The sequence below is a fragment of the Saccharothrix espanaensis DSM 44229 genome (genome assembly GCF_000328705.1).
Classification (GTDB): Bacteria; Actinomycetota; Actinomycetes; order Mycobacteriales; family Pseudonocardiaceae; genus Actinosynnema; species Actinosynnema espanaense.
Genome location: NC_019673.1, coordinates 3,977,658 through 4,000,934, shown reverse-complemented (window position 1 = coordinate 4,000,934; position 23,277 = coordinate 3,977,658). Strand labels below are relative to the sequence as shown.

The 23,277-nt window shown below is 73.7% G+C and carries 24 protein-coding genes and 1 pseudogene; 11 read left to right on the top strand and 14 right to left on the bottom strand.

Translation table 11 applies throughout. The features are described 5' to 3' along the window. The first annotated feature begins 46 nt into the window (after nt 1-46). Nucleotides 47-2,248 carry an esterase-like activity of phytase family protein gene (locus BN6_RS17805; RefSeq protein ID WP_041313108.1) on the top strand — a complete coding sequence of 734 codons (2,202 nt, stop codon included), beginning with the start codon at nt 47-49 and terminating at the stop codon, nt 2,246-2,248. Between the two features lie 90 nt (nt 2,249-2,338). Beyond that, on the top strand, nt 2,339-2,698 hold the full coding sequence (locus tag BN6_RS17800) for a DUF2203 domain-containing protein (RefSeq protein WP_015101081.1): 360 nt from the start codon (nt 2,339-2,341) through the stop codon (nt 2,696-2,698). Nucleotides 2,699-2,847: 149 nt separating this feature from the next. On the opposite strand, the gene BN6_RS17795 is transcribed toward BN6_RS17800, so the two are convergent. Next, the gene (locus BN6_RS17795; RefSeq protein WP_041313106.1) at nt 2,848-3,399 is read right to left on the bottom strand and encodes a hypothetical protein; all 552 of its coding nucleotides are present in this window, start codon (nt 3,397-3,399) and stop codon (nt 2,848-2,850) included. Between the two features lie 127 nt (nt 3,400-3,526). Here BN6_RS17795 and BN6_RS17790 point away from each other — a divergent pair, with 127 nt between their 5' ends. The 3 genes and pseudogenes from BN6_RS17790 to BN6_RS45755 all read left to right on the top strand — a co-directional run bounded on the left by BN6_RS17790 (nt 3,527) and on the right by BN6_RS45755 (nt 5,383). Next, on the top strand, nt 3,527-3,961 hold the full coding sequence (locus BN6_RS17790; protein WP_148302912.1) for a hypothetical protein: 435 nt from the start codon (nt 3,527-3,529) through the stop codon (nt 3,959-3,961). Nucleotides 3,962-4,109: 148 nt separating this feature from the next. Continuing rightward, nucleotides 4,110-4,205 (top strand): annotated as a pseudogene (locus BN6_RS50240) (SigE family RNA polymerase sigma factor); the annotation flags it as partial. A 230-nt stretch (nt 4,206-4,435) separates the two neighbouring features. Further along, nucleotides 4,436-5,383, top strand: a complete 948-nt coding sequence (locus BN6_RS45755; RefSeq protein WP_231905329.1) for a hypothetical protein — start codon at nt 4,436-4,438, stop codon at nt 5,381-5,383. Between the two features lie 158 nt (nt 5,384-5,541). Here BN6_RS45755 and BN6_RS17775 read toward each other — a convergent pair whose 3' ends face one another. The 3 genes from BN6_RS17775 to BN6_RS17765 form a co-directional block, all read right to left on the bottom strand. Continuing rightward, on the bottom strand, nt 5,542-5,907 hold the full coding sequence (locus tag BN6_RS17775) for an RNA-binding S4 domain-containing protein (RefSeq protein ID WP_041313098.1): 366 nt from the start codon (nt 5,905-5,907) through the stop codon (nt 5,542-5,544). Nucleotides 5,908-5,915: 8 nt separating this feature from the next. Beyond that, nucleotides 5,916-7,214, bottom strand: coding sequence for an MFS transporter (locus tag BN6_RS17770; protein WP_015101074.1), 1,299 nt, complete (start codon nt 7,212-7,214; stop codon nt 5,916-5,918). 177 nt (nt 7,215-7,391) lie between these two features. Continuing rightward, nucleotides 7,392-8,165, bottom strand: coding sequence for an aminoglycoside adenylyltransferase domain-containing protein (locus tag BN6_RS17765; protein WP_015101073.1), 774 nt, complete (start codon nt 8,163-8,165; stop codon nt 7,392-7,394). A gap of 162 nt (nt 8,166-8,327) precedes the next feature. Here BN6_RS17765 and BN6_RS17760 point away from each other — a divergent pair, with 162 nt between their 5' ends. After that, on the top strand, nt 8,328-8,903 hold the full coding sequence (locus BN6_RS17760) for a 3'-5' exonuclease (RefSeq protein WP_231905328.1): 576 nt from the start codon (nt 8,328-8,330) through the stop codon (nt 8,901-8,903). Nucleotides 8,904-8,959: 56 nt separating this feature from the next. Here the strand turns inward: BN6_RS17760 and BN6_RS17755 are convergent, their stop codons facing one another. The 4 genes from BN6_RS17755 to BN6_RS17740 form a co-directional block, all read right to left on the bottom strand. Continuing rightward, nucleotides 8,960-9,298, bottom strand: a complete 339-nt coding sequence (locus BN6_RS17755) for a hypothetical protein (RefSeq protein ID WP_015101071.1) — start codon at nt 9,296-9,298, stop codon at nt 8,960-8,962. Nucleotides 9,299-9,395: 97 nt separating this feature from the next. Then, entirely contained in the window at nt 9,396-9,692 is a 297-nt protein-coding gene (locus BN6_RS17750; RefSeq protein WP_015101070.1) for a DUF202 domain-containing protein, read from the bottom strand. Between the two features lie 3 nt (nt 9,693-9,695). Then, on the bottom strand, nt 9,696-10,052 hold the full coding sequence (locus BN6_RS17745) for a YidH family protein (protein WP_015101069.1): 357 nt from the start codon (nt 10,050-10,052) through the stop codon (nt 9,696-9,698). Next, complete coding sequence (locus BN6_RS17740) at nt 10,049-10,846, bottom strand: hypothetical protein (RefSeq protein ID WP_015101068.1); 798 nt, start codon at nt 10,844-10,846, stop codon at nt 10,049-10,051. The genes BN6_RS17745 and BN6_RS17740 overlap by 4 nt, the downstream gene beginning before the upstream one ends. A 201-nt stretch (nt 10,847-11,047) precedes the next feature. Between BN6_RS17740 and BN6_RS17735 the strand changes: the two genes are divergently transcribed. The 3 genes from BN6_RS17735 to BN6_RS17730 all read left to right on the top strand — a co-directional run bounded on the left by BN6_RS17735 (nt 11,048) and on the right by BN6_RS17730 (nt 14,176). Beyond that, the gene (locus BN6_RS17735) at nt 11,048-11,731 is read left to right on the top strand and encodes a hypothetical protein (protein ID WP_015101067.1); all 684 of its coding nucleotides are present in this window, start codon (nt 11,048-11,050) and stop codon (nt 11,729-11,731) included. Between the two features lie 217 nt (nt 11,732-11,948). Further along, nucleotides 11,949-12,095: a hypothetical protein gene (locus BN6_RS48840; protein ID WP_231905327.1), complete on the top strand. Its 147-nt coding sequence runs from the start codon at nt 11,949-11,951 to the stop codon at nt 12,093-12,095. Next, nucleotides 12,029-14,176 (top strand): bifunctional lysylphosphatidylglycerol flippase/synthetase MprF, encoded by a 2,148-nt coding sequence (locus BN6_RS17730; RefSeq protein ID WP_015101066.1) that lies wholly within the window; start codon nt 12,029-12,031, stop codon nt 14,174-14,176. The genes BN6_RS48840 and BN6_RS17730 overlap by 67 nt, the downstream gene beginning before the upstream one ends. 60 nt (nt 14,177-14,236) lie before the next feature. Here BN6_RS17730 and BN6_RS17725 read toward each other — a convergent pair whose 3' ends face one another. The 5 genes from BN6_RS17725 to BN6_RS17705 form a co-directional block, all read right to left on the bottom strand. Next, nucleotides 14,237-14,680, bottom strand: coding sequence for a hypothetical protein (locus BN6_RS17725; RefSeq protein WP_015101065.1), 444 nt, complete (start codon nt 14,678-14,680; stop codon nt 14,237-14,239). A 60-nt stretch (nt 14,681-14,740) separates the two neighbouring features. Continuing rightward, complete coding sequence (locus tag BN6_RS17720; protein ID WP_015101064.1) at nt 14,741-15,277, bottom strand: hypothetical protein; 537 nt, start codon at nt 15,275-15,277, stop codon at nt 14,741-14,743. Then, the gene (locus BN6_RS49640; RefSeq protein WP_158509402.1) at nt 15,246-19,082 is read right to left on the bottom strand and encodes a hypothetical protein; all 3,837 of its coding nucleotides are present in this window, start codon (nt 19,080-19,082) and stop codon (nt 15,246-15,248) included. Before BN6_RS49640 ends, BN6_RS17720 begins: the two co-directional genes overlap by 32 nt. A gap of 113 nt (nt 19,083-19,195) precedes the next feature. After that, entirely contained in the window at nt 19,196-19,498 is a 303-nt protein-coding gene (locus BN6_RS17710) for a type VII secretion target (RefSeq protein WP_015101062.1), read from the bottom strand. A 490-nt stretch (nt 19,499-19,988) separates the two neighbouring features. Beyond that, nucleotides 19,989-20,591, bottom strand: a complete 603-nt coding sequence (locus tag BN6_RS17705) for a TetR/AcrR family transcriptional regulator (protein ID WP_041313095.1) — start codon at nt 20,589-20,591, stop codon at nt 19,989-19,991. 99 nt (nt 20,592-20,690) lie between these two features. Between BN6_RS17705 and BN6_RS17700 the strand changes: the two genes are divergently transcribed. Continuing rightward, the gene (locus BN6_RS17700; protein WP_015101060.1) at nt 20,691-21,416 is read left to right on the top strand and encodes an SDR family NAD(P)-dependent oxidoreductase; all 726 of its coding nucleotides are present in this window, start codon (nt 20,691-20,693) and stop codon (nt 21,414-21,416) included. Between the two features lie 41 nt (nt 21,417-21,457). Further along, a complete protein-coding gene (locus BN6_RS17695; RefSeq protein ID WP_041313091.1) occupies nt 21,458-22,504 on the top strand; it encodes a hypothetical protein in 1,047 nt (348 codons plus the stop codon). 5 nt (nt 22,505-22,509) lie between these two features. On the opposite strand, the gene BN6_RS17690 is transcribed toward BN6_RS17695, so the two are convergent. After that, the gene (locus tag BN6_RS17690) at nt 22,510-23,268 is read right to left on the bottom strand and encodes an SGNH/GDSL hydrolase family protein (protein WP_015101058.1); all 759 of its coding nucleotides are present in this window, start codon (nt 23,266-23,268) and stop codon (nt 22,510-22,512) included. Nucleotides 23,269-23,277 lie beyond the last annotated feature (9 nt).

Sequence of the window (23,277 nt, the reverse complement as noted above, 5' to 3'; positions counted from 1 at the left end):
CTCGTGGGTTACAAAGCGCGCGCCCGTCGTCGAGGTTGGAGGCACCGTGACCCGTACGGTTCGTGTTCTCGCTGGTCTGTTGGCCTGCGGGGTGAGCATGTCGGTGTGCGCGCCGCCCGCCGGCGCGACCGGGACCGAGCGGTTCCAGCGGGTCGACACCATGCCGGTGTTCCGCAACAGCTCGGCCGCCGAGCACACGGCGGCCGAGATCGCTGCCGCGACCGCCGACGGCAGAACGGTCGTCCACACCGACTCGCCCGGCCGCAGAATCGGGTTCACGAAGGTCCGCGACGGCCGGCTCACCCCGGACGGCACGCTGGCCGTGCCCGGCGAGCCCACCTCGGTGGACATCGTCGGGAAGCTGGCCCTGGTCGCGGTCAACACCTCGCCGTCGCGCGCCACGCCGTCCGGTGTGCTGCTGGTGGTCGAGCTGGACGGCCGCGAGGTCGTCGCCACGCACGACCTCGGTGGCCAGCCGGATTCGATCGACATCTCCGAGGACGGCAGGTACGCCGCCGTCGCGATCGAGAACGAGCGCGATGAAGACGTCGACGGCGGCGCGATCCCGCAGGCCCCGGCCGGGTTCCTGACCATCGTGGACCTCAAGGGCGCGCCCGCGTCGTGGGCGCAGCGCCGGGTGGAGCTGACCGGGATCGCCGAGGTCGCGCCGAGCGACCCGGAGCCCGAGTACGTGAGCATCAACGGCCGCGGCCAGGTGGCGGTCACCTTGCAGGAGAACAACCACGTCGCGGTCGTGGACCTGCGCTCGGGCAAGCTGGTCAACCACTTCCCGGCGGGCTCCGCGACCGTGCGCGGCGTGGACACCGCCGACGACGGCCGCATCGACCCGGCGCAGACCATCACCGCGCCGCGCGAGCCGGACGCGGTGGCGTGGCTGGACGACCGCACGCTGGGCACCGCCGACGAGGGCGACTACCGGGGCGGCTCGCGGACGTGGACGGTGTTCGACGCCGCGTCCGGCCGGGTGGTGTTCTCCTCCGGCAACGAGCTGGACCAGGTCGCGATCAAGCAGGGCCAGTACCCGGACGGCCGGTCGGACAACAAGGGCGTCGAGCCCGAGGGCCTGGCGGTCGCCCGGTTCGGGCGGCACAAGTACGCGTTCGTCGGTCTGGAGCGGGCCAACCTGGTCGCCGTCTACGACGTCGACGACCCGCGCCGGCCGAGGTTCCTCCAGGCGCTGCCGACCGGCGTCGCCCCCGAGGGCCTGCTGCCGATCCCGGCGACCGGCACGCTCGTGGTGTCCGCCGAGGAGGATTCGGCCAAGGACGGGATCCGCTCCTCGCTGACGTCCTACCGGCTGACCCGCACGCCGCTGGCGTTGTCGTTGCAGCGCAACCAGGGCACGCCGTCGATCGTGTCCGACAGCATCGGTTTCGGCGCGCTGTCGGGCCTGTCCGGCATCCCCGGTGACCACCGGAACGTCGTCGCGGTCACCGACTCGGCGTACCGGCCGACCCGGATCCTGACCGTCGACACGCTCGCCGCCCCCGCGAGGGTGCGCGCCGAACTCACGCTGACCAAGGACGGCACGCCGGTCGGCTACGACGGCGAGGGCATCGCGGCCCGGCGCGGCGGCGGCTACTGGGTGGCGTCGGAGGGCGACGGCAAGAAGCTGCCGAACCTGCTGGTCGAGGTCGACCGGTCGGGCGCGGTGGTGCGCGAGGTGCCGCTGCCCGCGTCCGTCGCGGCGACCGCGACGAGCAACGGGTTCGAGGGTGTCACGGTCACCGGGCGCGGCGCGTCCGAGCAGGTGTGGCTGGCCGTGCAGCGGGAGTGGAAGGCCGACCAGCCGCGCCAGGCGACGCTGGCCCGGTTCACGCCCGCGACCGGCGCGTGGGCGTTCGCGGCCTACCCGCTCGACGCCGCCCCGGCCGGCGGCTGGATCGGCCTGTCGGAGGTGACCGCGCTGGACGACCGCACGCTGCTGGTGCTGGAGCGGGACAACCAGCGCGGCGACAGCGCGGCCACCAAGAAGGTCTACCGGGTCGACATCGGCACGCTGACGCCTGCCGCGGCGGGTGAGCCGAAGCCGGTGGTGACCAAGACCCTCGCCCGGGACGTGCTGCCCGCGGTGAAGGCGGACGGTGCGACCGCGCACGACAAGGTCGAGGGCATCGCGGTCGTCGGCTACGGCCCGCTGCGCCGGCTGGTCGGTGTGGTGGACAACGACGGGCTGGACGACGCTCCGGGCGAGTCGGTCTTCCTGCGCCTGGGCTGGATCCGCTGACCGGCCCGCCCACCGGGGACACCGATCCCGTGGACACCGACCCCGTAGCCTGGTGTCCTGTCGATCCGGACCACTCCGCGAGGTAGGACGTTGGGACTCTTCACGCTGCCCGAGGCGCGGCACGAGCTGGACCGGCTGCGGCCGGTGCTGGCCGAGATCGTGGCGTTGCGGGCCGACGCCGCCGAGCTCTCGGCCGCGCTGGCCACGGGTGAGAGCACCGGCCTCGGCGGCCTGCCGGAGTTCAAGGCCGCCCAGGCCCGGCTGGACGACCTGATGAGCACCGTGCAGGCGACCGGCGCGGAGCTGAAGGGCTTCGCGCCGCTGCTGGTGGACTTCCCGTCCGAACTGGACGGTGTGCCGGTGCTGCTGTGCTGGCTGGAGGGCGACACCGGCCTGGACTGGTACCACCGCGCCGACCTGGGTTTCGCCGGCCGCCGCCGGCTGCCGTAACGACGGCTTCGGCCCGGCGCCAGGACCCGACCAGCACCACCTCGCCCCGCTGCACCGGTCCCAGCTGGGCGGACCGCGGACCTCGGCCCACTAGGTCGTCGCCGCGGCACGGACGGTTAGCCCAACCCACCGCCGCCATCCGGGTGGATTCACCACTGGAACACGAAGACGTACCAGGGGCCGTCGAGGTGCTCGAACGTGTAGCCGTCGCCGCCGGCCCTGACGTTCGCCGGCGCGCGGTCCGGGCAGTGCGCGTAGCCCGTGGAGTTGAGGAAACCCGCGTCCCGCACGGTCATCAGGACGCACCCAGTCCCCGTGTCCCGCACGGAGTGGGACACGGTGAGCAGCAGGAACGCGCGGTCCGAGGCACGCCCTTCGACCGAGGCCCGGGTCTCGGTCGCCAACGCCTCCAGCGACGACCGGTGCAAGGCGAACGCCGCGTGCTCGGTCACGCCGCTGCGCGCGGTCAGGGCGGTGGCGATCAACAGCAGCGGCACGGCGAGGAACGCCCACAGCCGGGCCAGGTTCGGCCGGCGCGGCACCGGCAGCGCGCGGATCGCGAGCACCAGGAGCACCAGCCACGCGAGGCCGACCACGGCCCAGCACGCGAGCGCGGTCAACCCCATCCCCCAGTACCCGCCGGGCACCGAGCCCGCCCACAGCGTGAGCACGACCGGCACCACCGCGGCCCCGAACGGCAACCAAGGCGAACGCCACCACACACGACCCATGCCACTCCGACGCGCGGACCGCAGGACACGGGACCCCACACCCAGGAAACGTGAGCGGGCTCACACGTCCTGTGGTCCGGTTCGCGGTGTCTTCGGGGTGACAAGGAGTCGACACGGCCCGGAGGTCGTCAGGTCCGCACCGAACCCCGCCCCACCCGCCGTCCTGGTCGCCGCCGTGGGCATCGGGGTGCACGCGTTCAACCACGTCACGATCGTGGTGCAGGACGTCTGGCGGCTGCTCGCCACCCCGGACGCGGCGACCTTCAACCCCGGCACGGTCTACCACCCGATCAGCGCCGTGCTCTACCTGTGGCTCGCGGTGACCGTCCACTCCGGACGGAACTCGGGACGGGTGGCGATCACGGTCCTGCCAGCTTTCCAAGCCGTGGGGCGGTACTTCGTGTTCGCCTCCTACCCGGAGGTGGAGGTGCGCGCCGACCTGGTGACCGGGTGGGCGCTGTCGGCGGTCGTGCTGGGCCTGCTCTGGGCGCCGGCCACGACGCGCGGGCACTTCGGGAAGCGGTTCGCGTGACAGCGGGAGCCGCCGGGGTCGAGGCTGTGGGCGTGGGGTTCGCGGTGAGGTCGTCGGACGACGAGGAGTTCACCGGGTTCGTCCACGCGCGGCTCCCCCGCCTGCGCCGGCTCGCGCACCTGATGTGCGGCGACGCGCACCGCGCCTGATGTGCGGCGACGCGCACCGCGCCGACGACGTCGTGCAGATCGCCATCACCCGGCTCTACGCGCACTGGCGCAAGGCCCGTGCCGCAACGGATCCGGACGCCTACGCGCGGACCGTCCCGGTCCGGGTGTTCCTCAACGAGCACCGCCGCCGCTGGAGCCTGGTGCGCCTGGTCGGCCGCGCGGAGGAGCTGCCGCGCCCGAGCACGCACCTGCCGGACGTGGAGACCCGCGAGGTGGTGTGGTCCGCGCTGCGCCGCCTGTCGCCGCGCGTGCGGGCGGCGCTGGTGCTGCGGTTCGTCGCCGACCTGTCGGTGGCGTGGCCCCGTTGCGTTCCGTCCGACCCGGCACGGACACGACGGTCGACGTCGCACAAGCGATCCGGGAGGGGAAACGCCGTCGCCGCACCAGGAACGCGTTGTCGGCGGTGGCCGCCGCGGTGGTGGTGTGCGTGGTCGTCACGGTGTCGTCCTGGGCGCTGCGGGACCGGGCACCGGAACCCGCGACGACGTTGGACCCGTTGCGGCAGGCGGTGTCCGCCGGGTCGGCGGGCGGGTTCACGCCGGTGGCCTACCGGACGGCGGCCGACCGCCAGGAGATCGCGCTCGGGCTCGCCGACCACCCGGACACGCCGGGCGGCGCGGTGACCCTCTACCCGGCGGGCGGCCACCCCGGCCAGACCGGTCCGGACTGGCGGCCGGCCGGCGACCCCGCGCCGGACGTGGCCGGCCGCGCGGCCGTCTGGTCCGGGACGGACGTGGTGTGGGAGTGGGCCGACCGGGCATGGGCGGTGGTCCGCCTCGACGCCGCCTTCCCGGACCTGCGCGACCGCGCGCACCGGGTGGCGCAGAGCGTTGTCGCGGACGGCCGGCCGGTCACCGTGCCGTTCACCCTCGACCCGGACGTGCCGGTGCGGCTGGTCGCCGTGCGGGTCCCGGTGCGGTCGACCGGCTCACCGGCTGCCGGTGAGCTGGCCGCCGTCGAACTCGCCCGGGGCGGCGCGACGGTGGTCGTCGGCCTGCGGTCCGACGCGCTGCCCGGCCGGGACCTGCCGGCGGACGCCCTGGTGGCGGGCCGGCCCGCGGCGGTCACCGGCGACGGGGTCACCGTGCTCGACCCGGGCGGGCGCTACGGGGTGCGGGTGGCGGTCGGGCACGGGGACGCCGTGGCCGCGTTCGGCGGCATCGCGGGATTGTCCGCGTTGGCGGCCACCGCGGTCCCCGTGCCCGACCCGGCGGATCGGCGGAGCTGGACACCGGATCCGCTGGTCGGCTGACCCCGCGGGGTCAGGCGTCCGGTTGTCGACCGCTCCACGGTCCCCCTGTCGCGGGGTCGTCCGGTAGGGCCGATCTGCGGGTTTCTGCCCCACCGACCCGGTCAGCCCGGCTCGGTGCCCACCGGGCCCGGTCAGCGCGCGGCCGGCCGGCGGGGCGGTCAGTGGTCGCCGGTCCGGAAGCGGTCGAGGACCCGGCGTTCGCGCTTGGTCGGGCGGCCCGCGCCGCGTTCGCGGCGGGCCACCGGCGCGGCGGCGTCCGGCGGCGGGGCGGGCGTGCGGTCGATGAAGCACGTCGCCGCGTCCGCCGCGCCGACCCGCTTCTGGATCACCCGGACCACCTCGACCACCTTCGTGGTGTCGCCGACGCGGGCGCGCACCTGGTCGCCCGGCACCACCACCGTCGCGGGCTTGGCGGGCCGGTCGTTGATCCGGACGTGCCCGCCCCGGCAGGCCGCCGCGGCGTCCGGGCGGGTCTTGGTCAGCCGGACCGCCCACAGCCAGCGGTCCACACGGGTCGACTCCACGCCCTACATCATGCCGCCGACGCGGCCCGCCGCCCCCTCAGGGCGTGCACACCGGCCGCCAGGGTGCCCAGGCACAGCGCGGCGGAGCTGTAGGCGAAGGCCATCGGCACGCCGACGTACACGCCCAGCAGGCCCACGGTGAACCCGCTGCCGGTGCGCAGGCCTCCGGAGGACAGGCCGTAGAGCCCCAGCACGCGCCCCCGGTCGGCGGGCGGGCTGAGCAGCTGCACGACGGTCTGGGTGATCGACATCGACGCCAGGTTGGCCACGCCGCCGACCACCAGCAGGCCCACCGCCAGCGGGTAGCTGCCGGTCAGCGCGAACCCGAGCCCGGTCAGCCCGTAGACGGCGGTGGCGATGATCGCCGTCGGCACGGTCGGCTTGATCCGGCGGGTCACCTCCATCAGCAGCCCGCCGATGACCCCGCCCGCGCCGTTGGCGAACAGCAGCACCCCGTACGCGGTGCCCGCCGCGCCGACGCCCAGCTCCTGGGCGAAGATCGGCATGGAGGTCTGCATCGACGCGCCGATGAAGAACGACCCGAGGCCCGCCAGGACGATCATGCTGATCAGCGTCCGGTTGGACCGGACCTCGCGGAACACCCGCAGCGAGTCGCGCAGGCCGACCCTGGTCCGGGGGTGGTGGTCCCGGGTGTGGCCGGTGAACTTCGTGCGGAACAGGAAGATCGTCAGCGGCAGGTAGATCAGCACGTTGGCGAAGATGCCGGCGGTCGGGCCCAGGCCCAGCAGCAGCGCCGAGCCGACCACCGGTCCGAACAGGATCCCGAGGCTGCGGAACGTCGAGTTGAGCCGGACGGCGCTGGGCAGCTCGTCGTGGCCGACGAAGTCGTGCAGCATCAACTGCTCGGCCGGCCCCCACAGCGCGCCCGCTATGCCGTGCAGCACCAGCAGGACGCACGCCTGCCACATCTGCAACGAGTCGGTGAGGAACAGCACGCCCCAGGCCAGCGAGACCACCATGAACAGCACCTGCGCGGCCTGGATCACCCGGCGGCAGTCGAAGCGGTCGGCCAGCGACCCGAACCACACCGACAGCAGCAGGAACGGCGCCCAGTGGCTGATCACCTGGAACCCGGTCAGCGCCGGCGACTGGAACTTCTCCCACAGCACCCAGTAGGTGATGACGTGCTCGATGTTGTCGGCCATCATCGCCAGGCCGGTGCCGAACAGGTACGGCCGGCAGTCCTTGTTGCGCAGCGCGGCGAACCGCCGGGGCGGCGTGGTCGCCTCGCCGGCGGCCGGGACCGGGTCGGCCTGGTGGGTCGGGACACCGCAGGCGGCGCACATGGATCAGGTTCCTCTCGGTCGCCGCCGCGAGGACGGCCGTTCGCAGCACCGGCGGTGGGGTGGTGGGGGCACACCGGACCGCGCTGCGACCACCGTAAGCACATCGGTGCGGGCGGACTAGGACTGACAGGCACCACGGGGTGTGGGCCGCACTACAGTCCGTGCGGCCCGTGCCCGTCATACCGCCCATGCTCGCGCGTATGCGGCAAACCGCCGGGTCAGTGCCATGCTCCCCGGCCGGGGCCGCTGCGCCGGGTCCCAGCCGAGTTCCCGGTCCCCCGCCACCTGGGTCAGCAGCGGCCGCCAGTCCGGGTGGAGCGCGTCGAGCGCCCACTCCAGCGCGGCCCGTTTGGACGCGACCTGTGCCGTGTGGAGGGTGTAGAGGATCCGGCAGCAGGTGGTCACGATGTACCGCTGCGTCCACGCCACGTCGGCCGGGGCCCACCTGGCGACGTCGGTCAGCACGGTCGGCAGTGCCGCGCGCATCTCGGCCCGCAACGCCTCCGGCGGCACCTCGTCCACCAGGCTCGCGACCGGCGGGCCGTCCAGCGTGATGCCCCGGTTGCGCAGGATCCAGCGGGTGTGCGGGGTGTTGCAGTGGGTGTCGCGGATCAGCACGCGGTGGCCGTGGTCGCAGTACAGCCACGGCACGCCGAGGCCGGCGACCGTGCGCAGGGACGTGACGTCGGCGTAGGAGCCTTCCAGCTCCCCCGCCCAGGAACCGGCCCTGGTGGGGATCTCGTCGTGCAGCGCGCGCAGGCCGGCCTCCGCCGCGCCGGCGGGCTGGGTGGTCGTCGCGATCACGAAGTCGCAGTCGCTGTGCCGGTCGCCCGCGCCCAGGGCGAACGAGCCCTGCAGGTAGGCGCCGACGTAGCTGCCGCCGAGGATGTCGCGGGCCGACCGGACGAAGTCGGCCAGGAGCGCGTCGAGTTCCGCATGTGGTGTGAACAAAACAAGTTCTCCGTACCCGTGGGAGTGTTCGGCTGCCTGCGGGCGCGGCGGGGTGCCGCGCTCAGGCGCGACGGGTGCGGAGTGCGGCGAAGCGGTTCACGCCTGCACGGTACCCCGGAAAACCGGGGGTGCCGGATGACCCGGTCGGCTACCGTCCCCGCCGTGGAGAACGCCTTGCTCAACGTGGTCGACGTGGAGGCCACCTGCTGGGACGGGCAGCCGCCGCCCGGTCAGCCCAGCGAGATCGTGGAGATCGGGCTGACCGTGGTCGACCTGGCGAGCGGCACGCGGGTCGGCAAGCACCGCGTGCTGGTCCGGCCGCGACGCAGCACGGTCAGCGCGTTCTGCACCGAGCTGACCGGCCTGACCCAGGCCGAGGTGGACACCGGGCTGTCGTTCGCCGAGGCGTGCCGACTGCTGGCCACCGAGCACGACGCCGGCACCCGCCCGTGGGCGAGTTGGGGCGACTACGACCGCAACCAGTTCACCCGTCAGTGTCAGGCCACCGGCACGCGCTACCCGTTCGGCCGGGTCCACACCAACGCCAAGGTCGCGTTCACCGCGGCCCACGGGCTGCGCAAGCGGCCCGGGATGTCCCAGGCGCTGGAGATCGCCGGCCTGCCGCTGGAGGGCCGGCACCACCGCGGCGAGGACGACGCGTGGAACATCGCCGCGCTCGTGCTGCACCTGCGCGCCCGCGACGCCTGGCCCGGACCCGGCCGGCCCGAACCGTCCTGACCCCGCCGAGCCGGGCTCGCGGCCCGGCGGTCGTCAGCGGCCCTGCCCTCCGGGCGTCACCACCAGCCGTTGCAGCGCCCCGCGAGCGAGTCGCACAGCCTGAAGTGGACCTTCGACTTGTCGTTGTACGTGCCGGAGTACGCCGAGTTGTGGACAGCCCCGTCCTCCCGGCGCTGGAGGTAGGTGTGAGAGGGCAGCGACGACGGGCCGTTGGTCCACCAGCGGCCGTCGTAGTCGTTGCCGTCCCAGTTCCAGGTCTTGCACAGCGGCAGCGAGCCGCCCGCCGGGCCGGCCAGGCTGGTGCACGCCTGCGCGGCGTGCGCGGGTGACGCGCTCACCAGCGCGCTCACCCCGATCGACACGGACACCGCGAACGCGGCCAGGATCTTGCTCATCACGAGACTCCTCCCCGAGGTCCTTCGTGCCCCGCAGACGCTGCCGGCCGCCCGGACACCCGCGCAAGGCGCTTGCACCGGAGAGCAAGAGCGCTGGTCAGCGCGGTAGCAGCAGGGCCGTCACCTCGACCAGGACCATCACCGCCGTGCCCGCCGCGACCGCCGCCGGCAGCACCGCGCCGGTCCGCCGGCCGCGCCGCCCCTCCTGGTAGCGCCACCGGGCCGCGACCAGCACCACCAGCCCCAGCACGGCCGTCACCCCCATGCCCACCACCGCGAACAGCCCGACCCGGTCGACGGTGAGCCGGGCCAGCACCGCCGACCCGGCGATCATCGCCAGCGCCGTGCGCTGCCACGCCAACGCGGTCCGTTCGTTCTGCGCGCCGCGGTCCACGCGCTAGACCTTCAGCACCAGCACGACGACCGCCGCCACCACGACCCCGGCCACCAGCACCAGCCCCACCGCGAACGACGGCAGCGGCTGCTGGTTGCGCATCGCGCGTTCGCAACTGGCCCACCGCACCCACGACAGGACCGCGCACAGCAGCCCCAGACCGATCAGCAGCAGCGCCAGCACGGTCTCCAGCACGCCCGGCAGCCCCAGGTCGACCGCGTCGACGGCCACCCCGGACGCGAGCAGCGCCAGCGCGGTGCGGATCCACGCCAGGAACGTCCGCTCGTTGGCGAAGCTGAACCGGTAGTCGGGCTCCTCGCCCGTGCCGTAGACGCCGCGCGGCCACCGCGAGTCGCTCATCGCAGCACCTTCCGCGGCACGCCGAACGCCAGCAGCGGCCCGACCACCAGCGAGACCGCGATCCCGGCCAGCACCGTCGACGCCTGGGTGTTGTCCCCCAATGGGCTCTGCGTCGGCAGGAACGCGCCCAGCCCGAACCCGGCCGCCGTCACGACCACGACCGAGACCACCGCCAGCCGCACCGCCTCGACGCGCGGCACCCGGTCCGCCCGCGCGCCCACCGCCAACCCGGCGACCCCGGCCACCAGGTGCTCCACGTCGGCCAGCGAGCCGAGGAACACGAACGACGCCACCACGTAGAGCCCCAGCCCGAGCCGGATCCGGCTGCGCCACGGCTGTGCGAGGGTCGCCGACACGACCGCGCCCACGGCCAGCGCGCCCGCCGAGAACCCGACGTCCACGGTGCCCGCGACGCGGACCGCCCACTCCCAGCCGGTCGCGCGCAGCACCACCAGCAGCAGCACGCTCAGCAGCACCGCGCCGAGGTGCGACACCACGGCCGCGACCACCGCGAACTTCGTCCCGCGCAACCACTCGGCCGCCCCCACGAACAACGCGAACGAGCCGGCCATCGGCAGGTAGGCCAGCGGTACGAACGCCAGGAAAGCGCCGGTCACCGGCGTCCACCAGCGGCCGGCCTCCAGTGCCGGCACCCCGAAGGCGACCTGCCCGTACCACGGCTGGGCCGACGCCTCGGTCCACAGCGCCCCGGTCGCCACCCCGACCACGAGCATCACCGCGACCACGGCCGCGGTGAACGGCATCCTGCGCAGCGCGTCAACCACGGACCGCACGCGACCCGCTCCGGCGGGTCTCCCCCACACTCAGCACAACCGACATACCGCAATTATCGTGCAGCGACCGCCGGCCCGCCCCGACCCGGTCCACCCGCGTCCACTGCGGACGATCGACTGGCGGCCCACCGAGACCTGCGCCACAGTGTCGGTTCCGGTCGGTCTCCCGGCACGCCCGGACCCGGAGAGGAGGCGGGCGCGGTGGCCGACCGCTCCGTGGTCGCCTGGCTGGTGGCGGCGTTCGTGGTGACGTTCCTGGTGACCAGGCTGGTGACCGGGCTGATCCGGGCCGGGCGCGGGCCGTTCCGGGACCTGTCGGTGGGCGGGGTGCACCTGCACCACCAGGTGTTCGGCATCTTCCTGCTGCTCGGCGTCGGCGCGACCGGGCTGGTCTACCGGCCGCAGGAAGGCTGGGCGGACCTCACCGGCGCGCTGTTCGGCGTGGGCGCGGCGCTCACCCTGGACGAGTTCGCGCTGTGGCTGCGGCTGGACGACGTGTACTGGGGTCCCGAGGGCCGCCGGTCGGTGGACGCGGTGCTCGTCGCGCTCGTCGTCGGGCTGCTGATGCTGACGGGCCTCTCGCCGTTCGACCAAGACCCCGAGGACAACCACTGGGTGGCGTTGGCGGTGGTCGCGGTGAACGTCCTCTGCTCGGTCGTGGCGATCCTCAAAGGACGGACGCTGACCGGTGTCGTGGGCCTGTTCGTGCCGGTCGTGGCCCTGGTGGTGGCGCTGCGACTGGCCCGGCCCACGTCGTTCTGGGCGCGCCGCAGATACCCTCGGGAATCACGCAAGATGCTGCGGGCGCAACGCCGGTTCCCGACGGGCAGGCGCAACCGGTGGGACCCGCTGGTCGACCTGTTCGCGGGCCGGCACGACCCGTGAGCGCTCGACCGGAAGCCGACTACGTGGGCGCAGGGTCGCCAACAGATGGTCCCGTGCCGAGCGCACCCGTGATCGTCGGCGCGCTCGCCGCAGCGCGCCTGGTGGCGGCTGGTCGTTCGGCGGCACCCGGGCGAGAGCCGGCGACCAGCGAGGACCGCGCCGAGACAATACGGTTGACCTTCCACGGGGACGCCGGGCTTTCACCGCGGCGACCCCGGTGGACTTGACGGCGCGCCGGCGCTGTCCGGACGTGCGGGGTGCTCCGCCGCCGGCCGGGGACGAGACCGAGGTGCAGGGGTGGATGAACGAGGTGGCCGTACCGACCCAGGCCCTGCCGACCGCGCTGGAGCGGCCGGGGCGGTGACCGGGTTCGAGACCTGGGCGTCCCGCGCGGTCGGCGGCGTGCCCCAGCTGGTGCGCCGGGTCCCGTTCACCGGCGCGGTGGTCTGCGCGCTGGTCCTGGTCGGCCTGGTCAGCCGCACGGTGTGGCGGCCGCTGTGGCGCGAGTCGTGGTTCCACGAGGTCGCCTACGGGGTGCCGGCGCTGCGCGAGGGCAAGGTCTGGACGTTCGTCGTCGGGTGGTTCTTCACCCTCAACCCGGTCCAGTTCGTCGGCGGCGTGCTGCTGTTCGCGGTGCTGGTCGGCGCGTGCGAGCTGCGGCTGGGCACCAAGCGGGCGGCGCTGGTCGCGGTGATCGGCCAGTTCGCCGGGATCACCGGCGCGTCGCTGCTGGTGTGGGCGCTGTCCACGACGTCGTGGACGTGGGCGCAGCACGTGGCGCAGGCCCGTGACGTCGGGTTCACCACCGGCGCGTTGGCGGTCGTCGCGGTCACGTCGGCGACGCTGCGCTCGCCGTGGCGGCTGCGGGTCCGGGCGGCGCTGTGGTTCTACGCGACCGTCGCGTTCCTGTTCGAGGGGACGCTGACCGACGTCTCGCACGGGCTGGCCGTGTTCGTCGGCATGGTCGTCGGGCAGCGGCTGTGGGGCGTCGAGCCGGGGTACGCGCCGCGCACCCGGCGGGAGACCCGGATCCTGGCGTTCGGCGGGATGCTCGCGTTGGTGTTCGTGGAGCTGGTGGTGCTGCTGTTCCCGGGGCACGGGCCGTTCGGCGAGACCTCCGGTGACGCCCTGCCGCTGCTGGACGTGCTGATCGACCTCGTGCTGGTCGGCTTCGTGGCCAACCAGCTGCGGTACGGCAAGCGGTGGGCGTGGTGGGTGGCCGTCGTGCTCGGCGCGCTCAACGTGCTGGGCGCGGCGTTCGCGCTGCTGTTCATCCTGCTCGGCGAACTGCCCGAGGGCGCGCCGGTCGCGCTGAGCAGCGGGCTGCTGTGGCTCGGCGAGCTGGCGCTGCTGCTGTTCAACCGGGGCTCGTTCCGGGTTCCGCTGCGCCGCCGGCTGATCGGCGGGGTCGCCGCCGACGAGCTCAACCTCAGCCGGGCCCGCGGCCTGCTCACCGACGTGGGCGGCTCGACCATGTCGTGGATGACGGTGTGGCCGGAGAACCGGTTCTACTTCACCCTCGACGGGCGCGGGTACGTCGGCTACCAGCGCCACGCGGGCGTCGCGATCGCGCTGGCCGACCCGGTGGTGCCCGCCGGGACGGCCGCCGAGGCGGTCCGCGAGTTCGCCGCGATGAGCGAGCACGGCGGGCTGGTGCCGTGCCTGTTCTCGGTCACCGACGAGGTCGCGCGGGCCGCGCGGGCCGACGGCTGGCAGACCGTGCAGATCGCCGAGGACACCGTCGTGGACCTGCCGGAGCTGTCGTTCAAGGGCAAGAAGTGGCAGGACATCCGCACCGCGCTCAACCACGCCAAGCGCGACGGCCTGGAGTTCCGGCTGGTGCGGCTGGCCGACGAGCCGTTCGCCATCCTGGCGCAGGTGCGGGCGATCTCCGAGCAGTGGGTGGGCGACAAGGGCCTGCCCGAGATGGGCTTCACGCTCGGCGGCGTGGACGAGGCGCTCGACCCGCGGGTGTGGGTCGGCCTGGCGATCGACGGCACCGGCAGCGTGCACGGGGTGACGTCGTGGCTGCCGGTGTTCGGGCCGGGCGGCCAGGTGCGCGGGTGGACGCTCGACGTCATGCGCCGGCGCACCGACGGGTTCCGGCCGGTGATGGAGTTCATGATCGCGTCGGCGTGCCTGGAACTGCGCGAGCGCGGCGCGCGGTTCGTCTCGCTGTCCGGCGCGCCGCTGGCCCGCGGCGGCTCCGCCGACCTGGAGGGCGTCGACCGGGTGCTGGACAAGCTGGGCGGCGCGATGGAACCGCTGTACGGCTTCCGCTCGCTGCACGCGTTCAAGGCGAAGTTCTCACCGCGCTACGAGCCCGTCCACCTGGCCTACCGCGACGAGGCCGACCTGCCGCGCATCGGCCTGGCCCTGCTGCGCGCCTACCTGCCCGACGCCTCCACCCGCCAGATCCTCGCCGCGTCGTTCAGCAAACCCTGACCCCCGCTTCACCGCCGGTCACACCGTCCACAGTGGACGTCCACTGTGGACGGTGCCGGGTCAGGACGCCTGGTCGCCGAGGCCCTCGCGGAACCAGGAGGTCATGTTCTCCTCGGTGCGCGGGAACCAGCGGTTCTCGGTGGCGAAGTCGTCCGGCGTCGGCGGGGTCTGGAACGCCGGCCGCTCGTCGCGGTTGTAGCGGATCTGGTAGCGGAACGGCGGGTCCACGACGTACTCGAAGCCGACCCACGACCCCAGGCCCTCGGCGTACATGCCCTTGCGCAGCTCCTGGAACGACCGCCACACCTCCGGCGGGATCTCCCAGCCGCGCACCGACTTGTCGGCCATCTGGACACCCGCCTCCGCCTGGGTGTGCCGGCCGATCATGTCGGCCCGCAGCACCAGGCGCTGCCAGCCCTCGGGCAGCGTGGGGATCACGGCCCGCGTGATCTCGGCCAGCGCCTGCTGCTGCTCGACGGGGCTGAGCTGCGGCCAGTTCGGCATGGTGTGGAGTCCTCCTAGGACGCGCCCGGTCGGCGGGCGCGGTGCTGGTCCGTCCGCAGCCTACCGCTGCGCTCGCGGGGCTTCCCGCGCTTGCCGGCCTTCCTGCGCTTGCCGGCCTTCCTGCGCTTGCTGGGCTTGCCGTCCTTCCTGGGCGAGCACCGCCGCCTCGCCCTCGTCCAGGAACGCCCGCAGCCACGGCGGGATGTGCTGTTCGGTGCGCGGGAAGACCTCCAGGTCCCGGACGAACGTCGCCGGGTGCAGCGCGGGCCACCACTTCGGGTCCTGGTCGTAGTTGAACGACACCTCGGGCTCCGCACCGCGCCGCAGCACCAGCCGCGCGGAGAACCACGTGCCGCGGTCCTCTTCGTACAGCACGCCCCGCAACTCCTGGAACGCGTCGATCACCACCGGCGACAGCACCACCGTGCCCGGGTCGGCACCCCGGTCGTCCTGCACCGAGACCGCGTAGTCGTAGGCCAGCACCGTCGCGGTGACCGACAGCGCCAGTTCCGACCAGCCCGCCGGGGCGGCCGACGCGAGCGCGTTGGCGGCCTCGGCGACCAGCTCAGCGGCCCTTGAACCGTTCGAGGGGTCCATAGTTCACCTCCGGCTTGTTCGGGAACACCCGTTCCTTGGTGACCACGGAATCCACGATCGGCCGGCGCTGCTCGTCCAGTGTCGGCTGCCCGTCCGGACCGGTCTTGTAGGTGACCTCCTGCCAGCGCATGGTCACCTCGCCCGGCACGCCGTCCGCGTCGCGCTGCATCCGCACCTGGTAGTTGCGGATGTCCTGGCCGGGATCCTCCGAGAAGGTCTTGAGCTGCACCTCCTGCGCCCGCCACGACGCCGCGTTGGTCCAGCCGTCCTTGTAGTTGCCGGAGTTCGACGCCGCCATCTGCGGGTGCATGTTCAGGTACTCGCCGAGCCCGCCGAGTTCGTTGGACACCAGGTGCCCGCCCGCCCACTTGACCCGCGCGTCCTGGGTCTCCTGGTCGGTGCGCGGGCGGTCCGGGGTCTCCGGCGGGAACGCCGCCTCGCCCTCCATCTGGGCCCGCCGCTGCGCGCCCCGCTCCTTCTGGTCGTCGCGGTAGTCCGGGGTCTGCCCGCCGGCCTCCACGTCGCCGGTCATCGAGTCGGTCTGGCCGTGCCGGTCGGTGTGGAAGGTCAGGAACAGCTCGTCGTTGTGGTAGTTCGGCACCCGGTACTGGGCGTCGGGCAGCAGCGGGTGACCGAGGTCGGGGTTGAACCCCGCCCACTTCTGCGCCTCCTTGCCCAGCGGGTTGCCCTCCGCGTCGAGCGCGGTGTTCTGCTTCGAGCCCGGCTCGGCCTCAACCCACTTGACGTTGCCGTGCTCGTCGGTGAAGAACGTCGTCCGGGTGCCGTTCGCGTGCACCACCGGGTAGGCGGTGTACTCGCTGAGCGGGGTGTGGCCGCGCAGCGACGGCGGCACCGGGTCGGGCGTGGTCGGCCGGTGGAAGTCCGGGTCGGCGTTGCCGTCCGGGATCATCGGCCGTTCCTGGTGCGGCACCTGGATCGGCGGGTCGTGCACGGCGATCGGCACCGGCGGGTCCTGCGGCGTCGCGCCGGGCCGGTGCGTGGGCCGGTCCCAGTCCACGAACCGCTCGTGGAACGCCGGGTCGTCGGGGTGGATGACCCGGGTGGGCGGCGGCGGGTCGAACGCCGGGTCGTCGTCGGCGTCGAGACCGTTGTCGCCGTCACCCCGCGCCTGCGCGTCGTCCGGGTCGAGGTCGTGCTTGTCGGCGTCGGGCGTGTCCGGGGTGAACGCGTCGTCGCCCGCCCTGGCCGTGCTGCCGTCGGGGTGGTGGGTGTCCCACTGCCCGTTGGGCGGGATGCGGGGCGTGCGGTTGCCGTTGGCGTCGACGTCGTAGTCCGACGAGAACACCCGGCCCTGCGAGTCGGTCCACGCGGGCTTGGTCGGGGCCAGCACCGGGGTGTCGAGCTCCCGGGACAGCCGGCGGGCGAAGTCGTTGGAGCCCGCGTCGCAGCCGATCAGCCGGATCGGGCGGCCGTCGTAGTCGCCGTTGCGGCGCAGGATGTCCGCGAACTCCTCCGGCGAGTAGGTGTGGTCCCCGATCCGGGCGCGACCGTCCGGCGTGACGTGCACGTCGACGGTGTACCGCCCGTCCGGGTCCGGCCGGACGCGCTGCGGAAGGTCGCCCATGTCGTCGTCGCCCCGGTGGAACGACGTGCCGGCGGGCGTGGACTCGGCGTGCCGGTGGTTCACCTCGTCCGGACCGGGCCGGTCGTGCGGCGCGTTCTGCGGCCCGTCACCGTCCGGCCGGTGGTCCGGATCGCCCTGAGGCCGCCCGTCGTGCCCGTCACCGTGCCGCCCTTGCTCAGGCCGCACCCCCTCCGGCCGACCACCATCGGGTCGGGCATCGGCGGGTCGGGCATCGGCGGGGCGTCCACCGTCCGGGCGCGAGTGGTCCGGGCCTCGGCCGGTGTGCTCGGGCACGCGGGACGGACCGGGCTGGTTGGGCGCGTGCTGGTTCGGCGCGTGCTGGTTGGGTGCGGGGCCTCGGCTGACCAGCGGGGTGTTGCCGGACGGGTTGTGCGTGCCCGGAGGCCTCCCGTTGGGCGGCCCGGCGTTCGGGGGCCCGGCGTGGGAAGGACCCGTGTTCGGCGGAGCGGCGTGCGGGGGGCCCGCGTTCGGCGGACCGGAGTGGGACGGGCCCGCGTGGGCGGGGTTGGTGTTGGACGGGCTCGTGTGCGACGGGCCGGCGTGCGAGGGGTTCGTCGACGACGGGCCGGACGACGGCCGGGGAGCGTCCGGGCTTCGGCCGGTGGGCACGCCCGATCCGAGGTCGCCACGGCTGCCGGGCGTCCCGGTCCAGCCACCGCCACCGCCGGGCCGCGCGCCACCACCGGGAGCGCCACCCGGGCCGCCGCCGGGCGACCCACCTGGCGAGGTGCCGCCGGGAGCGGTGCCGCCAGGCGGGTTTCCTTGCGGCGCAACGGAGTTCGGGTCACGCGGCGTCGAGGCGTGCGGCTGGTCGGGGCGTGCCGGAGCGGCCGGTGCCGCCGCCGTCGAAGTCTGCGTGTAATCGGTCCGCACCGGTCCCGGATTCCCACCAGGCGCGGAGTTCCCGCCCGGACCACCACGGGTCTCACCAACGGGCGCGTGCCCACCGGGAGCAGCGTTGCCCCCAGGACCACCGCGCGTCTCACCGACAGGTGCGTGCCCACCCGGAGGGGAGTTCCCACCGGGACCACCCCGCGTCTCACCGACAGGTGCGTGCCCGCCGGGAGCGGAGTTCCCGCCCGGACCACCCCGCGTCTCGCCGAGTGGTTGGCGGCCGCTGGGCGTGGTCGTTCCGGGTGGCGCGGCGTTCGGGTTACCGCGCGGCTGGTCGGTGTCGGGTGTGCCGGTGCTGTCGCCGCGCCCCGGCCTGGCGCCGGGGGCGCTCGGGGAACCGGGGTCGCCGGAGCCCGGTCGCGGGCTCGTGTCGGTCGGGGTGGAGCCGGACGTGGTCGTGGTGCCGTCACCGGGCCTCGCCGGTCGCGAGTCCCCGGAGTCGCCGTTGGTGCCAGGGGTGCCGTTGGTGCCGGGGGTGCTGTCGCCGGAATCGCCGGGGGTGTCGGTGTCAGTGTCGCCGGAGCCCCGGGTGCTGCCCGACGGGGTGTCGACGTCGGTCCTGCCGGTCTGGAGGAAGCCGCCCCGCTTGATGTTCTTCGGGTCCAGCACGTCCAGCCCGGTCGCCTTGCCCGCGAGCTTCCCGACCACCTTCGCGATCTTCTCGAACACCTCCACCAGACGCCGCAGCATCGGCGAAACCCGCTTGATCGTGTTCAACAGGTCCTTGACGACCTTGGCGATCTTCGCCGCCCACCGCGAGATCGCGGTCACCGCCTGCGCCACGACCACCGGCGTCCCGAACCCCAGGGTGAACGCCGCCTCCAACACCCACGCGATCAACTTGCCCACCAGGTCGGCGATCAGGTCGCGCACCAACTCGCGCACGAACCCCACCACCATGCCCATCATCCCGACGACCGTCCCCACGGTCCCCGCCGCCGACGCCGCCCCCGACAACGCATCACCATGCACCTGGGCGTTGGTCAGGTACGCCGCGGCCGCCGCGCCCTCCCACCCCGCGGTGCCCTTCGCGACAGCCGCCTTGTAGTCCTCCGCGACCTTGCCCAACTCCGTACCGACGTTGCCCCACGTCGTGGAGTACGACTCGATCACCGGCGGATTGCCCGCCAGCCAGTCCAACATGTCCTTCAACGGCTGCACGTGCTCCATCAGGAACGACGCGGCCGACGACATCAACGTCCCGAACGGGTCGATCGCCATCGACGCCGCATCCGCCGCCAGGCCGATCATCCCCAGGCCCGCCTCGACCCAGTTCCCGTCCCGCACCCCGTTGAACGTGTCCATCGCCGACTCCGCCAGCGAAAAACCGGTCGCCCAACCGTTGTCACCCGTACCGGCGTTGAAGACCCCGCCGGGCTCCGCAGGCGGGGCTGCGACCAGGGGGTTCTCCCCGGCCATCAGCCACCCGCCTGGAAGCTGTCGCGGATGGAGTCCTCCATCTCGCGGTACTGGTTGACCGTGCCGCGCACCTCGTTACCGGCGGTCTCCATGGCCTCGACCGCGCCCTGCAACGCCTGGAGCCCCCACGACTCCACCGGGTCGAGCATCATCCGGAACGGCTGGCAGAGGATCCCGTACGCGTCGGTGGGCATCGAGACGGTCTGCGCCGCCTGCACCGCGCCCTCGATCCGCGCGCTCAGATCCGCCAACTGCTTGCTGTGACCGTCCAACGTCCCCGCGACGATCTCGTACCCGGCCATGCCCGTCCCCCGAATCACGTTGCCCACGACGCCCGGCGGTAACCCGGTGCCGTCAGGGTCACTGTATGAATGCTGACGCGGTCACGTCGAGTTCGGTTCCGGTTAACCTGGAAATCGCACGTCAGGGCTCGTGACGCGGATCACTCGCCGGCGAGTTCCGCCGCATTCCGGACAGTTCCGCCGGCGCGCTCCCGCCGGGTCCGGAAAATGTCGGATCCAGTTCCACCGGGGGTCGAAGGACATGGCGCAGAAGTGCAGTCCGACGCTCCCCCGGCGCAGCGCGACTTGACCTGGCGCAGGGCGGTCCGGCCGCGCGGGGTGAGGACCATCCAGACGGTTCGCCGTCTGCTGGACCGCCTGCCTGGTCGGCCCCATGGTCCGGGCCACCGCGGCGGCCGTGGCGGGCTCGTGGTCGACCACGCCGAGCACCTGCCGGCGGGCGCTGGTGAAGCCGGCCGGTCGGACGAACTGCCGGGTTGGCAGGTACCTGTCACAGTTGCGCGGGATCCGGGATCGGGTGCGCCGCCTCGGCCCGCAGACCGTCCAGGATGAACGCCAGGCAACGCCGCCAGGCGTGCGGCGCGCTGTCCATCGACTCCCGGATCACCTGGGACATCCCCCAGGTCAGCGCGGTCAGGTCGGCCAACTCGAAATCGGCCCGCAACTGCCCACCGGCCTGCGCGCGGGCCACGATCCGCTCCGCGTGCCCGGCACCCCGGGCGCACACCTCCGCGACCTCGCCGGAACTCGGGAACCGCCGGGCCAGCGCGTCGTTGAGGCCGTGGTCCTCGGCCTGCAACGCGAACACGCCCGTGAGGAAGCCGACGAACCCGTTCCACGGGTCCGGGTCGGCCAGCGCCGTCTCGGCGATCCGGTCCAGCACGGCCAGCCGCTCCGGGAAGATCGCGTCCTGGAACGCCTGGCGGGTCGGGAAGTGCGCGTAGAGCGTGCCGATGCTGACGCCCGCGCGGCGCGCGATGTGCTCCAGCGGCGCGGCCAGGCCCTGTTCGGCGAACACCTCGGTGGCAGCGGCCAGCAGTCTGGCCCGGTTGCGCGCGGCGTCCGCGCGCAGCGGTCTCGGTTCGGCTGCCATCCGGCCATCATACGAAATCGAGGACACCCTCAGGTTCGTGCTAACGTCGGCACTCCAAGTCGAGGGATGCCTCGACTTCAAGCCCGACGAGAGGACCCCATGTCCACCAGCAAGACCGCTGTCGTCATCGGCGTCGGCCCCGGCCTGGGCATGTCCGTCGCCCACCGGTTCGGCCGCGAGGGGCACGCCGTCGCCCTGATCTCCCGCACCACCACCCGGCACGCCGGCTACGTCGCCGAACTCGCCGCGGCCGGCGTGCGCGCCGAGGCGTTCGCCGCCGACACCCGTGACCGCGCCGGCCTGCTGACCACCCTGGACACCGTCATCGAGCGCTTCGGCGGCGTCGACGTCGTCTACTACGGGCCCGGCGCGGCCGATCTCGACCAGCCCCTCACACCCATCACCGACATCGGCGCGGCCGACGTCCGGACCGCGATGGACTGGCTGTACCCGGCGGTCGACGTGGTCGAGCGCCTGCTGCCGGCGATGCTCGCCCGCGGCTCCGGCTCGCTGCTGTTCGCGGGCGGGCTGAGCGCGGTGCTGCCGATGCCGCCACTGGGCGCGATGGCGCTGACCGCGGCCGCGCTGCGCAACTACGCCCTGACCCTGCACGCGGCACTCTCGGACCAGGGCGTCTACGCGGGCACCCTGACCATCGGCGGGCTCATCGAGCGCGGCGACATCCACCGGGCGGCGCTGGCCGACCCCGCCCGGTTCGGCCCGGCCGTCGCCCGCGCGCTGGACCCCGACGACCTGGCGGAAGCGTTGTGGCGCCTGCACGTCGACCGCGACCGGGCCGAGGAGGTGGTCAACGCGTTCACCTGAGAACGCGGAACCGACCGGCCGGCGATCACGTCTGCGGTGGTGTGGACGGGGACAAGCGGGTCTGGTTGAACTCCGCCGGTGCGCGGGCGTGGACGGTGGCCGGCCTCGCGCTGGCGGCGGCGGTGTGGCACGGGTGGGCGATCACCGTCACCCCGGAGCGGCCGACGTTCTGGGTGATGGTGTTCGCCGACGTGCTGGTGGTGGCCGTGGCCGGCCTGCTGGGGACCTGGTGGCCGCGCACGGCGGTGTTCGGGGCCGACGAGCTGGTGCTCGGCAAGTCCCGGATCCGCTACGACACGATCACCACCACCCGGTTCGGCCACGTCTCGGCCAAGCCGTTCTGGCTGGCGTTCTGGCTGCCGCAGTCGCTGCTGATCGGCGGGCTGCTCGCACTGCGCCGGTCCGACGCGTTCGACCGCAAGGTGGTGGAGATCGACACGCCGGGCGAGCGCTACCGGCTGCGGTGGCGCCACCAGCACCCCTACGAGGAGTTCACCGAAGCCCTGCGGGCCGCCCGCCCGGACCTCGACGCGGTCTACGGCCTCGACGGGCGCGACCGGGCGCTGGACCTGGCGCCGAAGCTGTCGATCGGCGGCGGGTTCCTCGCGCTCGGCCTGTCGGTGTGGGCGCTGTGCACCGTGCTGTTCGGCATCGAGCTGCTGGACCGGTCCACGATCCAGCCGCCCCAGCCGGGCGACGTCGTCTCCGCCCCGATCCGGTCGCTGACCGCGCGCAGCACCGGCTACCCGGACGTGGGCGCGGTGCCGTTCGAGATCACCACGACCGGCTGCGAACGGGAGAACGACGTGTTCCTGGGCCGCTCCCCCGAGGTCGTCTCCATCGCGCTGGACGTCCGGGCCGCCGTGCCCGCGCAGGTCCAGGAGGAGTTCGAGGACCTGCTGCGCAGCGGCACCGGGATGAGCGGGTACATCGGCCGGCTGGACGGCAACAGCGAGGTGCAGGTGAACGTCCCGGAGGACGATCGGCTGTCGTTCCGGTTCACCACGAGCTGCGTCGACGTGGCCGACGAGGCCCGGCTGCGCGACGACCTCCGGGCCCTGGCGACCGCGCTCGGACTGGGTCGCTGACCCGGTCAGACCGTCGGCAGCGCCTCGACCGACGTCCAGCCGGTGTGCTTGGCCGGGTGGTCGTCGCCGGAGGACCGGCCGCGCAGCCGGCGGGCCAGCCACGGTGCCACGTGCTCGCGGTAGTAGCGCGCCTCGGTGGCCAGCTCGCGGGCCACGACCGGGTGTTCCACCGGCTGCGGCGTGGTCGGGTGGCCCAGCGCGGTGAGCACCAGCGCGGCGACCCGGGCGTGGCCGGCCGCGTTGAGGTGCAGCCGGTCCGGTGACCAGTACGCCGCCCGGCGCACCTCGGCGTCGTTGAACGCGTCCACCATCAGCAGGTCGTACCGCCGGGACAGGGCCTTGACCGCGCGGGTCAGCGCGACGCCCCGGCGGTGGACGGTGCGGCCCAGCGGCAGCCGCTGCGACGGGTCCGCGCCGCTGAGCAGGACCAGCCGCACCCCCGCGTCGGCGCACCGGTGCACGGCGTGCTCGGTGAGCCGGACCAGCCGGTCCGCGTCGACGCCGGGCCGCATCATGTCGTTGCCGCCGCCGTTGAGCGTGATCAGGGTGGGCAGCGGGTCCATCGCCAGCGCGAGGTCCAGCTGCCCGGTCACGATCGGCTCCAGCAGCCGGCCCCGGACCGCGAGGTTGGCGTACTGGACCGGCCGGCCGAGCCCGGCCGCCAGCCCCTCGGCCACCCGGTCCGCCCACCCCCGGCACGAACCGTCCGGGCGCTCGTCCCCCACGCCTTCGGTGAAGCTGTCGCCGATGGCCGCATATCGCACTGCTGTGCC

Coding starts and splice junctions, on each gene's coding strand:
- BN6_RS17755 (WP_015101071.1), bottom strand. CDS start 9,298: ATGAGCAAGATCCTGGCCGCGTTCGCGGTGTCCGTGTCGATCGGGGTG.
- BN6_RS49640 (WP_158509402.1), bottom strand. CDS start 19,082: ATGGACACGTTCAACGGGGTGCGGGACGGGAACTGGGTCGAGGCGGGC.
- BN6_RS17745 (WP_015101069.1), bottom strand. CDS start 10,052: ATGAGCGACTCGCGGTGGCCGCGCGGCGTCTACGGCACGGGCGAGGAG.
- BN6_RS17705 (WP_041313095.1), bottom strand. CDS start 20,591: ATGGCAGCCGAACCGAGACCGCTGCGCGCGGACGCCGCGCGCAACCGG.
- BN6_RS17770 (WP_015101074.1), bottom strand. CDS start 7,214: ATGTGCGCCGCCTGCGGTGTCCCGACCCACCAGGCCGACCCGGTCCCG.
- BN6_RS17725 (WP_015101065.1), bottom strand. CDS start 14,680: ATGCCGAACTGGCCGCAGCTCAGCCCCGTCGAGCAGCAGCAGGCGCTG.
- BN6_RS17720 (WP_015101064.1), bottom strand. CDS start 15,277: ATGGACCCCTCGAACGGTTCAAGGGCCGCTGAGCTGGTCGCCGAGGCC.
- BN6_RS17700 (WP_015101060.1), top strand. CDS start 20,691: ATGTCCACCAGCAAGACCGCTGTCGTCATCGGCGTCGGCCCCGGCCTG.
- BN6_RS17710 (WP_015101062.1), bottom strand. CDS start 19,498: ATGGCCGGGTACGAGATCGTCGCGGGGACGTTGGACGGTCACAGCAAG.